Annotated in this window: 13 protein-coding genes; 3 read left to right on the top strand and 10 right to left on the bottom strand. The window is 68.6% G+C overall.

The genetic code is table 11. The features are described from left to right. Positions 1-83 precede the first annotated feature (83 nt). Both SNOUR_RS48630 and SNOUR_RS34985 read left to right on the top strand, forming a co-directional pair. Positions 84-206: a hypothetical protein gene (locus SNOUR_RS48630; RefSeq protein ID WP_312634587.1), complete on the top strand. Its 123-nt coding sequence runs from the start codon at positions 84-86 to the stop codon at positions 204-206. After that, the gene (locus tag SNOUR_RS34985; RefSeq protein ID WP_159425970.1) at positions 203-2,881 is read left to right on the top strand and encodes an NACHT domain-containing protein; all 2,679 of its coding nucleotides are present in this window, start codon (positions 203-205) and stop codon (positions 2,879-2,881) included. The genes SNOUR_RS48630 and SNOUR_RS34985 overlap by 4 nt, the downstream gene beginning before the upstream one ends. Before the next feature lie 269 nt (positions 2,882-3,150). Here the strand turns inward: SNOUR_RS34985 and SNOUR_RS34980 are convergent, their stop codons facing one another. The 6 genes from SNOUR_RS34980 to SNOUR_RS34955 form a co-directional block, all read right to left on the bottom strand. Continuing rightward, positions 3,151-4,269 carry a serine hydrolase domain-containing protein gene (locus SNOUR_RS34980; RefSeq protein ID WP_067355153.1) on the bottom strand — a complete coding sequence of 373 codons (1,119 nt, stop codon included), beginning with the start codon at positions 4,267-4,269 and terminating at the stop codon, positions 3,151-3,153. 241 nt (positions 4,270-4,510) lie between these two features. Further along, positions 4,511-4,771, bottom strand: coding sequence for a hypothetical protein (locus tag SNOUR_RS34975; RefSeq protein ID WP_312636293.1), 261 nt, complete (start codon positions 4,769-4,771; stop codon positions 4,511-4,513). Positions 4,772-4,961: 190 nt separating this feature from the next. Continuing rightward, entirely contained in the window at positions 4,962-5,318 is a 357-nt protein-coding gene (locus tag SNOUR_RS34970) for a transcriptional regulator (RefSeq protein WP_099055745.1), read from the bottom strand. Then, positions 5,318-5,566, bottom strand: coding sequence for a hypothetical protein (locus tag SNOUR_RS34965; protein ID WP_067355150.1), 249 nt, complete (start codon positions 5,564-5,566; stop codon positions 5,318-5,320). Before SNOUR_RS34965 ends, SNOUR_RS34970 begins: the two co-directional genes overlap by 1 nt. Before the next feature lie 276 nt (positions 5,567-5,842). Beyond that, on the bottom strand, positions 5,843-6,898 hold the full coding sequence (locus SNOUR_RS34960; protein ID WP_067355148.1) for a methyltransferase: 1,056 nt from the start codon (positions 6,896-6,898) through the stop codon (positions 5,843-5,845). Positions 6,899-7,114: 216 nt separating this feature from the next. Beyond that, positions 7,115-7,912, bottom strand: a complete 798-nt coding sequence (locus SNOUR_RS34955; protein ID WP_079143063.1) for a hypothetical protein — start codon at positions 7,910-7,912, stop codon at positions 7,115-7,117. Positions 7,913-8,443: 531 nt separating this feature from the next. Here SNOUR_RS34955 and SNOUR_RS34950 point away from each other — a divergent pair. Beyond that, positions 8,444-9,817, top strand: a complete 1,374-nt coding sequence (locus tag SNOUR_RS34950; RefSeq protein WP_312634578.1) for an alpha/beta hydrolase family protein — start codon at positions 8,444-8,446, stop codon at positions 9,815-9,817. Between the two features lie 94 nt (positions 9,818-9,911). On the opposite strand, the gene SNOUR_RS43620 is transcribed toward SNOUR_RS34950, so the two are convergent. From SNOUR_RS43620 to SNOUR_RS34925, 4 genes are all read right to left on the bottom strand, one after another. After that, a protein-coding gene (locus SNOUR_RS43620; RefSeq protein ID WP_312634576.1) for an IS5 family transposase occupies positions 9,912-10,843 on the bottom strand; the annotation gives its coding sequence in 2 pieces (ribosomal slippage) (positions 9,912-10,505 and positions 10,508-10,843; 930 coding nt in all). A 346-nt stretch (positions 10,844-11,189) separates the two neighbouring features. Next, entirely contained in the window at positions 11,190-12,296 is a 1,107-nt protein-coding gene (locus SNOUR_RS34935; protein WP_159425969.1) for a hypothetical protein, read from the bottom strand. Between the two features lie 297 nt (positions 12,297-12,593). Then, positions 12,594-13,484, bottom strand: a complete 891-nt coding sequence (locus SNOUR_RS34930) for a trypsin-like serine peptidase (protein ID WP_312634574.1) — start codon at positions 13,482-13,484, stop codon at positions 12,594-12,596. Positions 13,485-13,859: 375 nt separating this feature from the next. After that, the gene (locus SNOUR_RS34925; protein ID WP_067355138.1) at positions 13,860-14,510 is read right to left on the bottom strand and encodes a response regulator; all 651 of its coding nucleotides are present in this window, start codon (positions 14,508-14,510) and stop codon (positions 13,860-13,862) included. Positions 14,511-14,515 lie beyond the last annotated feature (5 nt).

The raw sequence follows: 14,515 nt of genomic DNA, 5'->3' as shown, positions 1-14,515 counted from the left end.
TTCCTCTGTTGACTGAGATCGGCCCTTTACCCGGCCGAACCGTGCCTGCGGCTGAAGCAGTAGCGGGTACGTACGGCGTCGGCGTGCCGACCGGGGACGAGAACGCACGGGCCGTACAGGCCACCGGGGCGCGCAGTCTCTCCGTCGCGGACCATGCCGGGTTCATCGCCACCGGCGATGGCGCGACGAACATCCGGCACTGGTGAGCGTCGTGCCGGATCCACAGGAGTCGGGGCCCGCTGCCCGTGCCGCTGACCAGTCGGGCGGTAGAGGGCCGATCACGATCGGGGACGTCTCGGGCATTGTCGCTATCGGTGACCACACGGTCAACGTGCTTTTCAACAAAGGGTTTTCCGCTGAGGGCGCGCTGACAGAGTTGGTCGAGAAACTCGTTCATGCCGTGCGCGCCGAGCGTCGCTCCGTTGATGACGCGTTGGCCGACAAGGCCGATCTGCTTGCCGGTGATGTCCGTGCGCGCCTGCAGTATGAAGTGGAGCAACTGGGGCTGGCGGATCGTGAGTTGCCCGTGCGCTGGCAACCGGACGAGATCACGGCCGCCCTTGAGCAGGCGAAGTCCCGCTGGCTGATAGTGCTGGGGCGGGCAGGCTCAGGGAAGAGCGTCCTGGCCCTACGGTTCGCACTGGCCCGCCTGGAAGCGCGTCCTGACGCCGGCAAGGCACCGGTGCCGGTGATCTTCAGCCTCGGATCATGGAATCCCAGCACTACCTCGCTGTGGGACTGGTTGATCGCCCGGTTGGAGCGTGATCAGCCCTATCTCGCCACGGCAAGCCCCAGCGGTAAGACGTGGGCCGCCGCGCTGGTGGGTGCCAACTACGTGCTGCCGATCCTGGACGGGTTCGACGAGATCGCCACCGGTTTGCGCGAACGTGCACTGAAAGCACTCAACAGGTCCACCTTGCCGCTGCTCGTGACCAGTCGTCACAAGGAATTCGATGCCGCCAGGAGAGAAACCAAGGTTGTGCCCTCCGCCGCCGCTATCGAATTGGTCGACCTCGACCTGGACGACTCCATCAAGTACCTGCAGGAGGCAACCGACACAACTCTCCCCGACAGTCCGGACGTTGCTCCCCAGACCGGGTGGGCTTACGTCCTCAGTGAGTTGCGCCACCGTCGCCACACACCGAACGTCGCCAATCTCGCCGCCGTGCTGACCACCCCCTTGATGGTCACACTTGCCCGATACGTTTACGAATCCGAACTTGACCCGTCGGACCTGTTGAAACCTGGGAAGTTCGGCACCCGAGAGGCCCTTGAAAGGCACCTCTTGGATGCCTTCATCCGTACCGCCTACGAGCGCTTTCTCAGCGACGAGCCCACTGCACGAGAACACCGGCGCTGGGACGTCGAACGGGCCCAGCACTGGCTCGGCTACCTCGCCGCACATGTGACGGAACTCAACACGCCCGACATCGAATGGTGGCGGCTGGGGACCACCGTGAAGCTGCGCTGGCGCATGCTGTGGGTCGGGATCACGGTCGGAATCGCGTCCGGACTCGTGGCCGGGCTCCTGTTCGGGTTCGAGGCGTGGCTCATGTACGGGCCCGCGTACGGGCTGAGGTCGGCAGGCATCACCGGCCCGGTGGACGGTCTCGGGCTGGGCCTGACCTTCGGGCTCATGCACGGGTTCGTCACGAAGATGAAGGTCGGCGGCCCGAAGTTCGAACCGTCGCTCATGGAGGTCAGGCTTCAGGGCTGGGCGAAGAACGGGACGAAGACACGACTGCGGGAGAACTTCCGCCCCAGAGTCATGGGCGGGCTCGCCGGCGGTCTCCTGTTCGGACTCCTGTGGGCGCTCGGAGCTGCGGCCATTTCGGCCCTCCTGGGTTTTTCCGGGTCCGCAATCGCGCTGAATTCTGGGGTGCTGCTTGCGGCGGGGACCGGCCTGGGGCTCGCGATGGGACTCATCGCCGCGATCGGAGCCGGGTTCGAGACCGTCATCCCGAGAGAGAAGCGCGCCCACCCGTCGGACCTGTTGAACACGAACCGCGCCACCGTGCTCAAGCAGACACTCACTATCGGGCTCGTGATCGGGGCCGGGTACGGGATCATATTCGGGCTCGCGACGAACAGTGCCCTGTCTGGACTCGGGGCCGGGCTGGCGGCCGCATCCGTCATCGCGCTCGGGGTCGGCACCATGACCGCCTGGGGGCGTTGGGTGGTCCTGGCCCGAATCTGGCTGCCCCTGGCGGGATGGTTGCCGAGGGACCTGGACGCGTTCCTGCGGGACGCCTGCAAGCGAGAGGTCCTGCGCCAGGTCGGCACGGTCTACCAGTTCCGCCACGCCCAGCTCCGGGACCACCTGTGCGAAACCGCCGACACCCCGCCCGAGCGCATCGTTCACCGCACCAGCAACCTGGACCGCCTCTTCAACGTCACCGACACCGATGGCGACGGCTACGTCGACGGGGCCGACTACCAGCGGATCGTCGATCGCTACCGAACCGCCTACCAACTCGCCCCGGACGCCCCCGAGGTGAAGGCTCTGGCGTCCTTCTACCGGGAGTACTGGACCGGGCTGCAGCGCCACGCGAAGACCCACGGCCGCCTGTCCCGCGAACAGCACCGCACCGCTGCCGGCGCGACCACCGCGGACCCGGCTCTGCGCGAACCGGTGGCGGTCTTCGGAGCGACGGTGTTCGAGGTCATCGACGCGGACCGCGACGGCTGCATCGGCGAGCGGGAGCTGACGCGCTACCTCGAAATGTGGGACCTCGCCGGGGACGCCTCGCGCGTACTGGGCCAACTGGACACCGACGACGACGGCTGCCTCAGCAAGGACGATCTGAGCCGCGCGATCAACGCGTACTTCCACTCCCCCGACCTGGGGGGCACGGGCAGCGTGTTCTTCGGCGTCGGGTAACCCCCAGGGGCAGCTCCGGCTACGACACGCGTCCGACGACAACTCCGCGCCACACCCTGCCAGTCGACCCGGTCGACCCGGTCGGCCCGGTCGGCCCAGTCGATCCGGTCAGTCCGGTCGACTACCAAGCCTTCAAGGACTCGATCGAGGTGCTGGCCCCCGAGGACGTGGCAGCGGCGATCGCCTTCGCGTACCAGCAGCCGCAGCGCGTCACCCTGCGCGAACTGGTGCTCGCGGCCACCGCCCAGGCTGCATGACCTGCGGCCCGGTCAGCCGTACATCGCCACACGGTAGAGAGCGGCAAGCGCGTCGTCGATGGGGTGGAGCTGCGGCGTGCCCGAGGAGTCGAGCCTGTGCCACCGTTGCAGGTTGACCGCGACGGCCATCTGGCGCTCGCCGTCGGCACGGATCATGGCTAGCGCTCCGGCACCCCACACCGTGCCGCCGTGGCCCCAGAAGGTGCTCTGACCGGCGGCTTCCATCGGGTACAGGCCGAGGCCGTAGTCGATCGTCTTTCCCTCTTGGGAGACGACCGGGACGGTGCGTTGCATCTGCGCCAGCGACGACGGACTGACGATCTCGCCCGCCAGCAGCATGCCGAAGAAGCGGTTGAGGTCCGCGACCGTAGAGATCAGCGAGGCGGCCGGCCCGACCCATGACATGTCGTGGACGCTGTAGTCGCGCGGCGGGTCGATCATGCCGAACCACGCCTCGTACATCTGCGAGTGCGGCCCGTCGACGTATGGAGTGGTGGGGAGTTCGGTGTCCCGGAGCCCGGCGCGTTCGATGACGTTCCGGGTGATGTACTGCTCGGCCGGAGTGCCGGTTACGTGTTCCAACAGTGCGCCGAGGAGCAGGTAGTTGGTGTTGGAGTACAGCCCCGGAGTGCCACCCGGGGCGCCGGCGGGAGGTGCGGTGACCCCCATCTCGATCAGTTCGGTGGAGTGAAACCGCGTGAGCCGGTGGTCGTCCAGGCTCGCCGGCCTGGTGTCCGCGAAGGGGGGAAACCCCTTGAGGGACGGGTAGGCGTAGGGGAGGTACTCGGCCAGGCCACTGGTGTGGTTGATCAACATCCGGACCGTGATCGCGTCACCGCGTTCCCCGGGAACCAGCTTCGGAAGGTACCGGCTGATCGGCGTGTCCAGACCGATCTGGCCGCGCTCGACCTGCTGCAGCACGGCGGCGACGGTGAAGGTCTTGGTGATGCTGCCGACGCGATGCTGCATGTCGGCGGTGACGGGGCGACCGGTGGCGACATCGGCGACCCCGGCGGCGCCGCGCCAGACCTCGTCGCCGTCGCGCACCTCGGCGAACAGGCCGGGCATCCCGGCGCGGTGGACGTCTTCCATGGCGGCGTTCAGCTTCGCGGGATCCAGTGGATTCCTCACAACATGCGTCCTTTCGTATGCCCCGGGGCGGGTTCCACGTAGGTCGCCTGACCGGGGTGACAGGGCACGAGCAGCAGCACGCCGCCCCACATGCCGCCGGGGCCCTCGGCGCACTCATGCCCTCATTATGCACGCAGTGCGTGCAACACCAAGCGCATAAGTTGGACCTCTGACGTCGCACCTGACTGGTCGGGTCTCCGCGACATCCGTCCCGACTGTCCCAGGCAGGCCGCCAAGCCCTTTATTCCTTACGGGAGATGATGTACTGCGTGACGGCCGTGGACCCGGCCAGGATCACGGCGGCGATCGCGAGCATGCCGGCGGCGGGAGCCAGCAGCTTCGCCGAGTCGGAGGTCGTCGCCATCAGGTTGAAGAGCCGATTGACCGGCGGCATGCCCTTGACGAAGAGCGTGACCATCACCAGCGCGAGGGCGGCCACCAGCGCATACCCCTGCCGCCTGAAGACCAGCCGCGAGCAGAGTACTCCGATGGCGATGCCCACCAGTGCGCAGGTGAGTTGTCGGTCATGATCACGGCCAGCACCCCGTGGGCATCGGCGTCCAGCCCTGACCACGGCTCGTCGAGTACGAGCAGCCCCGAACCGTTCCCACCCGTGAACGCGACGACCTCGCCCGCAGGGGCCTGCACGTCGACGTCCCTGAGGATCCAGTCACCCCTGCCATAGCGCTTGCTCACTGCTTCGAGGCGTAACAAGCTGACTCCTCATCGGGTGTGGCCGTGTCATCCGGCCGCGTGCAGGCCCGCGCTGCCGCCACGACCCTCTCCAGGGCCGAGGCGTGCCGCTGAAGTGCCTGCCGCCCATGTGCGGTGAGTTGCAGGTGGGTGTGGCGTCCGGTGCGGTTCCGTGTTTTGCGTACCTCCACATAGCCGGCCTCTGCCAGCGCCGCGACCTGCTTGGACAGGGCCGAGTCGCTGGTCCCGACCGTGTCCCGTACGAAGCCGAACTCCGCCCAGTCGGCCGGAGCCAGCAGCGCGACGACCGAGAGCCGGGCCGGTACGTGCAGGAACTCGTCGAAGTCCGGATCCATCAGCCGTGGTCGTCCCGGCGGGTGATGGCCTTGACGATCGGGCGGGCCGCATAACCGGCCACCAGGGTCGCCACGGCCGCGACGGCCCCGGCGATCACACTGGGCTCCGGCAGCTCCAACAGCCGGGCGCAGACCACCGCCGCCACGAGGATCAGGGTGACAACTCCCCCCAACCACAGGGAGAACGTCCACTGGGCGCGGGACGGCTTCCGGTGGACCGGCGCCCGCCGCTGGTGCACGTACAGCATGCCCGCCATCAGGCCGCCCGCCGCCAGGAGGGTGAGGGTGCGCCAGATCGACGGCCGCGCCGAAACCGAACACGGCCAGCTCGGTGACGCGCCCGTAGGGGAGCGAGGAGCCGTGGCGCACATACGAAAAAAGGTGGGCGCCTTGGGGGACCCGGCTACCGAGAGCATTCAGGCGACCCGTTCGTCGGGTCCAGCCGCTCGGAGGGGAACGGGAGTTGCTCGCCGCCGCTCGCGGGCCGCACCGGTGGAAAGCCTGCTCCGCGGCTCCGCGTTCTCTCAGGCAGGGGCCAGCTGCATCAGGGTGACCGGGGCCTGCGGCAGGTGCAGTGCTTGGAGTCGCAGTCCGGCGCGGGCGTAGAGGCCTTCGAACTCCGCGCGGGTGCGGACCCGGGCGCTGCCCATGCACATCTGGAACAGGTCGACCGTGCGGCCCATGTGGAAGGGGTGCCCTGACGGGCCGGGGTCGGTGTCGGTGTCGGTGTCGGTGTCGGTGTCACGGTCCGCCAGGCAGTCGAGGACGAGGACCCGCCCGTGGTTGGGGAGCACGGCTGCCACGTTGCTCAGCAGCCGCACCGCGTGCTCGTCGTCCCAGTCCATCAGCACGAACGACAGCAGGTAGGTGTCGCTGCCCTCGGGGACGGCATGGAACATGTCACCGCCCTCCACGGAGCACCGGTCCGCCAGGCCCGCGTCCGCCAGTGCCTGCCGGGCGTCGGCGACGGTGCTCGGCTGGTCGAAGAGGGTGCCGCCGATGTGGGGGTTGGCGGTGAGGATGGCTGTCAGCACCTGTCCCCGGCCGCCGCCGACGTCGACGATCCGGTGTACGTCCCGGTAGTCGTAGGAGAGCGCGGTGGGGATCTGGAGAGCCTTGGCCACAGACACCATTCCGGCGTCGAACACCCGCCGCTCCTCGGGCTGTTGGTGCAGCCAGTTCCAGTAGTAATCGGTCCCGAGGACGTTCTTGATGGGGGTGGCACCGGTGGAGACCGCGTGTTGGAGTTGCTCGAAGACCCGCCACATCCACGGCTCGCTCTGCAGCACCGCGAGGTCCCGCATCGACCGGGGGTGGTCGGTACGGAGGTGCTGGCCCAGGTCGCCGAGGGCGAACAGGCCGGGCGAGACCTCGCGGATGACCCCGACACCGGTCAGCGACCTCAGCAGTCGGAGGAGTCCTTGCGGTTCGCAGTCGGTTCGGGCCGCCAGGTCGTCCACGGTCCGGTGCTGATCGCCGAAGGCGTCCGCGATGCCCAGTCGTGCGAACACGCCTACGGCCTGGCCGATCCAGAACCACAGGGTGATCTCCACCAGCCGCACCGCGGCCGGATCGTGCACCTGTCTTCCGCTGTCGTGTGACCGACTTCCGGCATTCGTCGTGGTCATCGATTCATCGCCGCCTTCCCGACACGCAATAGGTTTCAAAGCCGAGACGTGCATGTGCCTTTGGTGGGGACGGTCTCACCGGTGGATATCGGTGACCGTGCCCCTTGTCTGCCACGGCGTGCGCCTCCGCCGGCGCCAGCCCTGGCCCTACCCGAAGGATTCCGAATTTCACACGTGCATCAAGAAGGAGCGGACTTCGCTGGCCATTTCCTCCACGGATTGGGCCATGAACAGCTTTCCCTGGTAGGTAGAGATGTCGTAATCGGATTCGATCATTTCCTGGATGGAGAACTTCTCGACCGGGTAGGTGCCGAGCTTGTCGAGTTCACCGGTCGACGAGAGGAGGGCCGCCCCGTACGCCTTGGCCTGGCCGTCCTCCTGCACGAGCCCGGTCTCCATCGTGAACCAGAAGACCTGGCTGATCGCCTGGAGTTCCCGCGCACAAGTGGCGTTGTTCGTGGCTTCGCCGAAAAGCCGGTAGAGGTCGGCGAAGAGCGGGTCGGAGAGCATGACGACGTGCCCGACGAGTTCGTGGAGCATGTCGGGTTCCGGGCTGTAGTGGGGCCGGCTGGGGCAACGCAGGTACAGGGCCGTCGAGAAGATGTCGGCGGCGAAGCGCCCGTAGAAGTCCGTAACGGGGGTGAGCCCGTCGACCGGAAGCAGTTGGAATCCCGTGGAGTTGTTGAGGCGCTGTCCGAGGTCGTCGATCCTGGGCGCGCGGTCGGCGGGCAGCGGCAGGCGATTCTTGGCCTGGAGGTAGCGTGAACTGGCGACGCGGGGGTGCATGGCGTTGAGCTTCGACACCATCGTGCCCCATAACAGGTCTTCCTCCGCGCTGTAGGCCACCGGATGCGAGTTGAGCCCGCCCGCCCTGCGGATCGCCTCCGATATTTGTTGCCTGCGTCTGGCGCAGGGCTCATCGAGCCGGCCGCCTTCCGCCACATGGTGCTCATTCGCGCGATTCATGGCTGATCACCGACTCCTGTTCCACTGATTCCAGGGGCTTGGCGAACGGAAGAATTTCCCACCGGGGGCGCTCGACAGAAGGATCTCCCGATGGGTGCCCTACTGCCTCATCAGGCGACCGATGGAGTGAAACCCGTTCCCGCCGCCTCCGCCTTCTCACGTACCCGCGTTCGCCGCGTTCGACTATTCGGGTGTCCGTCACAGGTGCAGCGCGGCGCAGCGCCGTCCGTGAATTACCCGTTGGCGAATCCTGGACGCGTGGACGACGAACGCAGGGCCTGCCCGGGTCCCTCCCCCGGTCCACCTCCAGCTCCTCATCGCTCTTCACATGGAGCGCGGTCCGAAGAGCCTCCGGATGTGCGTCGTTCAGCCGACGATCTCGGGCCGCAGCTTTCCTCAACGGGGGCTATCCCCAACACAGTTGACGGGTCTGCTGGATGGGCCGCCGTCGCGATGCGAAGCAGGATCGTCGAGGAGTACCCCGACCGAGGCTTTCGGGAGGGAGAAATTCTTGAAGATCAGGGGGGCGGTATGCGGGTCCGGTGGGCTGTGTGGCTGATGGTGGTGCTGGCTGCCCTGGCGGCAGCAGGCGGGGTCGCCGTGGCGCGTCCCGCCGGGCAGGGCACCGAGGAGAGCGTGGCGTTCCGCAGTGGGGACTTGACGCTGCACGGTACGGTCACGGTGCCTGGCGGGGCGGCAGGGCGGCGGCCCGGGATCGTGCTGGTGCACGGTTCGGGTCCCGAGAAGCGGGCGAACTACCGGGCCGAGGTCCAGGCCATGGCACGAGTCGGGTTCGTGGTTCTCAGCTACGACAAACGCACCACGGGCTACTCGCAAACACGGCGGTCCTACGCCCGACTCGCCGACGACGCCCTGGCCGGCGTCCGGCTGCTGAGCAGGCGTGCCGATGTGGATCCCCACAAGGTCGGGCTCTGGGGGTTCAGCGAGGGCGGCTGGGTCGCGCCGCTGGCGGCCTCGCGCTCGACGCAGGTCTCGTACGTGGTGCTGGTCGGCGCATCGGGGGTGTCCCCGGCCAGGCAGTCGGCGTGGTCTCTGGAGAACAAACTTCGGCACGAAGGCATCGGGGGATCACCGCTGCGGAGCATGTCGGTCACCGGGACGCGGTTGCTCACGGATGCCGGTCTGTTCCCCGAGGCGGATTACGACCCGCTGCCGGCGCTGCGGCGGTTACGCCAACCCGTGCTCGCCATGTGGGGAAACGACCAGCAGTCACCTCCCGCGGAAAGCGCCGGCGTCATCGAGAAGGCGCTGCGCGACGGCGGCAACACCGATGTGACGCTCCGCTTCTTCCCGCACGCCGACCACAAACTGCACGCCTCACCCGACGGTTTCCAACGGGGCAGGCAGCTGACGCCCGGCTACGTCGACACCATGGCGTCCTGGGTAGCAGGACAGGGGCACCGGGCCAACGACGCTCTGCCCCACCAGGTCCGGCAGAGCCGGGCTCTGGCCCCTCTCCGCGGATACCAGTCATCCGCGGCACAGGCCGTAGGCGTCCTGTTCATGGTCGTTTCGTTCGCCGCGTACCTGTTGGGGGAACTGGTGCGGCGCCTGCGCGGGCGCCCTTGCGCTGCCGGGGCCGGCCGGGCACCGCGATGGCTGGCCACGACCGGACTGGCCACCGTGCTCGGCTTGCTGGGATACCTCGGCCTCGTGGCGACGACGCTGACCCCCGGCCCGGTGCTCGGCAGCCGTCCAGTGCTCTGGCTCGTCCTGCAACTCCTGACGGCCGGGACGGCACTGGCGACCGCGGCCACTGCACTGGGCTGGTGGCGGGCCAGGGCCTCGGCAACGGGCCGGACCCACGCCCGCCTCGGGCTGCTGGCGCTCGCCGGCGCGGTGTTCGTTCCCTGGGCACTGTTCTGGGGCCTGATGACGCCGTAGTCGACGCACTTCGAGGACGGCCGGGTAGACGGGCGCGAGCACACGACTCCCCGTCCCGCTACGGGACTTGAACGTCTAGGACTTGTCCAGCCGATCAAGTTCGTAGCCAGATGGTGAGGGCTGCCGCTGTCGCGGTGCCGAGGTAGACGTAGCCGCGCTTGTCGTAGCGCGTGGCGACGGCCCGGGACTGTTTCAGGCGGTTGATCGTCCGCTCGACTGTGTTGCGCCGCTTGTAGCGGTCCTCGTCGAAGCCGGGTGGCCGTCCGCCCCGTGTGCCTTTGCGTAGGCGGGCGGCCTTGCTGTCCGTCTTCTCCGGGATCGTGTGCCGGATACCGCGGCGCCGCAGGTACTCGCGGCACGGTCCGTTGCTGTAAGCCTTGTCGGCCGCGAGACTGTCCGGCTTCTTGCGGGGCCTGCCCGGCCCGATCCGCGGCACGCGGATCTTCTCCAGGACGGGCTTGAACTGGGTGCAGTCAGCCCGCTGGCCTGCGGTGACGATCAGGGACAGCGGGCGGCAGAGACCGTCCGCGCTCAGGTGGAGCTTGCTGGTGAACCCGCCCCGCGAACGGCCCAGGCCCTCACCTGCAGCACCACCTCCACCAGGCGGGCGGCCAGGCTCTGCCACGGCGCTTCGTCCTGGTGTTCCGCCAGTTCGGCCCCCTTTGACGCGGGGGCCGGCGGCGGATCGGTGCGGGCGCCGGCCGCATGCTGATGCGCGCGGACGATGGTGGAGTCCACCGAGATGTCCCAGTCGATCTCACCCACCGCATCGGCTGCGGACTGGACCTGCTGGAGCAGTCGCTCCCAAGTACCGTCGGCGGACCACAGGCGATGGCGTTCATAGACGGTCTTCCATGGGCCGAACCGTTCCGGCAGGTCACGCCACTGCACACCGGTTCGCACCCGGTGCAGAATCCCGTCGATCACCTGTCGGTGATCCCGCCACCGCCCACAACGCCGGTTGCTGACCGGCAGGAACGGCCGCAGCCGTTCCCACTCAGCATCCGTCAGATCACCCCGCCCCATGTCCACATCAACGACCTCAACGCGAAGTAGTCACATGATCGGCCGGACAAGTACTAGTGCAGCTCCGCCGAGCCAGCCAATGAGCCCGACTAGGCAGTGCCCGACTGGTCGCATGACGGGAAGGTGATCACGTCGTTGCGGCCGGTGCGGTCCGGGGAGATCTGTCGGATCGGGAGTAGGCGCGCCTGGAGCCGCACCTGCCGAAGAACGGAGGAAGGGGAGGGCGTTGGAACAGCCACTGCGAAGTGGGACCGTCTGGCGGTGACGGCCCCGACGCCACAGGGAGTCGAGGCCGTCACGCGCGGCATCCCGGAATGCGGGCAGCAGGCCGAGAGAACCTGCTGCGTCAGGAAGCGGGCTTGTCCCAGATGATCAGGACGTAGCCATTGCCGCCGCGCTGCCCGTCTGTGCCGAACAGTCCGCCATGCCCGGCCTGCCCACTGCCCTCGGGGCGGCGGTTGATCCCGACCCCGCCGCGCCCACCCTTGCCGCCGTCGCCGCCCGTACCGCCCATACCACCGGCGCCGCCCAGGCCCACGTACTCCGGGGGTGCGATGTCGGTGTATTGGGGCTTGCCGCCCTGGCCGCCCGTGCCGCCGGCGGCACCCTTGCCGGGTTCACCGGCCTCTCCGCCCGGCTGGCCCTGCAGGCCGATGCTGCCGTCGCCGCCGTGTGTGCCGACCGTGCCCGGGTTGCCGTTCTGGCCCTGACCGCCGGCCCTGGAGTCGTAGCAGGCGCCCGTGACTCCCTCGCCGACGGTCCCGCAGGCCGCTCCGCCATTTACGGGCTGGGCTTCGCCGCCACTGCCGGGCGCACCGGCGTCACCACCGCGGTAGCGGTAGGGGGGCTCCCAGACGCAGTTGCGCAAGGTATGGCCGGCGCATCCGCCCTTGCCGCCGTGTCCGCCGGCGCCGGGATGGCCGGCGGAGCCGCCGTTGACGGAGAGCAGCCAGCGGCGGGACTCGATGTCGGTGATCTGGGAGCCGCCGCCGATGCCGCCCGCGCCGGGGCGGTAGGCGTCCTGCCCGGCCTTCCCGTTCTCGTCCTCGGAGCCCGCCCCGCCATGGCTGCCCACCCGGGCGGCGGTACCGGCCTCTCCGCCCGTACCAACAGCCACCTTCAGCTTCTGCCCGGGGTGCACCTTGACCCGGCCGAAGGCGTAGCCGCCGCTGGAGCCGCCGTTGCCGCCCGCACCGCCGCCGCCACCGCCACCGCCACCACCACCGGGATGCCGGGCGTTGGTGGCGAGGCTCACAGCGGTGCCGCCGCCACCGCCGCCACCACCGCCGGTGGAACCACCGGCGCCACCGGCGCCCGCACCCCACACGTACATGGTGATGGACTTGACACCAGCCGGCACGGTGAACTCGTGGTACCCCCAGTCGTTTGTGAACTCTGTACGGCAGGTCTTCTCCCCGCACGTCGTGCCGTCCGCCTGAGCGGGCGGCGACACGGTGCACAGGCTGCCCGCCGCCAAGGGCGCGACGAGTAAGGTTCGAAGCACATGACGAATCACGACCAACTACCTCGTTCTGTAGGCCAGTTCACTCCAGTCCAGCCAGTCAAGAGCCAAGTGCGAGCCCCGCAGATCTCCTCCGCGCATTAACCACCCGAACGAGCGATGTGCACCACAAAGTGCTGGTCCTGGCGCGCCCGAGACCACGACCCGGGCACAGCCGTGCGTCCCGATGGCCGGTACTGGACCACACCGAAGTCACTCTGGATCCGTACATGATCGGACGGACAGAACCTAGGACATCTGTCCCTGGCGCTCCTCTCCGACGGCCTTGTCGTAGAGGGATTTGATGGCGTCGTTGAAGTAGGGGCTGTAGGAGGTGTCGTCGGTGTCACCGCCGGTCTGGTAGCCACCGATGACACCGATGACCTCGCCGGTACGTGTGGCGCGGTTGAAGTGGGTCAGCCAGGGGCTGCCGCTGGTTCCGCCGCTGTAGCCGGTGCAGTCCACCTTCATCTGGTCCGTCTGGAACTTCGTGGCCTTGTTGACGCACGAGATGGGGTCCTGGCCGCTGGCCGGATAGCCGGTGATCCGCACGTTGTTGTCGTAACCGGCGTTGTAGCCGAAGCTGTTGGCGCCCAGTACGTCGGCGATCCGCTTGCCGTCGAGCTTGCCGACGATGACGAACCCCACGTCGTATCCGGGGTCGGAGGACTGCGCCCAGTGGTCGTCCACCACCATCTTGGTGATCGGCCAAATGCCGTTGGGGGTCTGCCCGTCGCGGTAGCCGGGGACGAATGCCAGGTCCGTCTGGTAGCCGCCGTCCTTGCCGGTGTGGATGCAGTGTGCCGCGGTGATCACCACGGACTTGCCGGGGCTGTCCACAACGCTCCCGGTGCAGAAGTGGTCGCCGTTGCCGCCGTGACCGAACACCGCGCCCACCCGGGCGTTGGACGTGGTCGGCGGTGGGGTGTGCGAGATCCCCGGCTGGTGGCGGAAGGACTGTGCGCCCCGCATCCGTTGCGCGGACCAGGCATGCGCGGCCCCGGTGGCACCTGCGAACGGCGAGGACGAGGGGATCGCGGAGACCAGAGTGCCCTGTGCCGGTACGTCGCCGGTGACGCAACCCGACAAGGCAGCCAGACCGGCGAGCATGGCGACTGTTACAGCAGACCTATGGCGCATGGTGGGATGGTAGGCACCTACCGTGCAGTTCAGGGGCGCTTGGCCACTGCTACTGGTGTTCCCCGGAGAGCGCTGGTGCGCCCCGACTTGGCGACTTCGCGCCCTGCCGACCGCCGCTACGCCACCGGCAGGCTTGTCTCTTCCGTCCTCGGCGATCGCGAGTTCGCGCCGCGACCGGCGAATGCGGTGTGGACGACGGGTGCACCGTGGGCGGCGGATGCGCCGTGGGCGGCGGATGCGGTGTGGACGGCGGATGCGCCGTGGGCGGTATGCCCGGCGTCGGCCCCCGCGTGCGGCCTCGGCAATCGCCGGCGACGGCCGCACGCGCACGGTGAAGGCGCGCCAGCCGGCCGGGTGCCGGGCCGGCGGGCGAACTCAGCTCGTCAGGCCCGCGTCCCGTGCCAGGAGTGCCGCCTGTACCCGGTTCGCGCAGTCCAGTTTGGCCAGGATCCGGCTCACGTAGGTTTTGACCGTTGCCTCGCTCATGTGGAGTCGCTGCCCGGCGTCCGCGTTGGAGCGGCCCTCGCCCAGGAGGGCCAGCACCTCCAGCTCGCGTTCGGTCAGCGTCTCCAGCCGACGGCGCTGCTCGGCGCGGAGCGTGGTCCGGCCGGACGCCAGCGAGTCCACGACGTGGCGGGTGGCGCCCGGCGACAGGTACGCCTGGCCGGCGGCCGCGGCGCGCACCGCGCGGATGAGTTCCGCGGGTGCCGAGTCCTTGAGCAGGAAGCCCGCACTGCCCTCGGTCAGCGCGTGCAGCACGTTCTGCTGCGCGCCGAAGGTGGTGAGGATCAGTACGCGGGTGTCGGGGACGGTCCGGCGTAGTTCGGTCAGGGCCGTCAGCCCGTCCATGACCGGCATCTGGATGTCGAGCAGCGCCACATCGATCCGCTGGGCGCGGGCCAACTCGACCGCCTCACGGCCGTTGGCCGCCTCCGCGATCACGTCGATGTCGTCGGCCGAGGTGAGAATCATCCTGATGCCGGCCCGGATGAGCGGCTCGTCATCGGTGATGAGAACCCTGATCACATCTC

It is taken from the genome of Streptomyces noursei ATCC 11455, assembly GCF_001704275.1.
Taxonomy (GTDB): domain Bacteria; phylum Actinomycetota; class Actinomycetes; order Streptomycetales; family Streptomycetaceae; genus Streptomyces; species Streptomyces noursei.
This window is presented reverse-complemented; position numbering and strand designations above follow the sequence as displayed.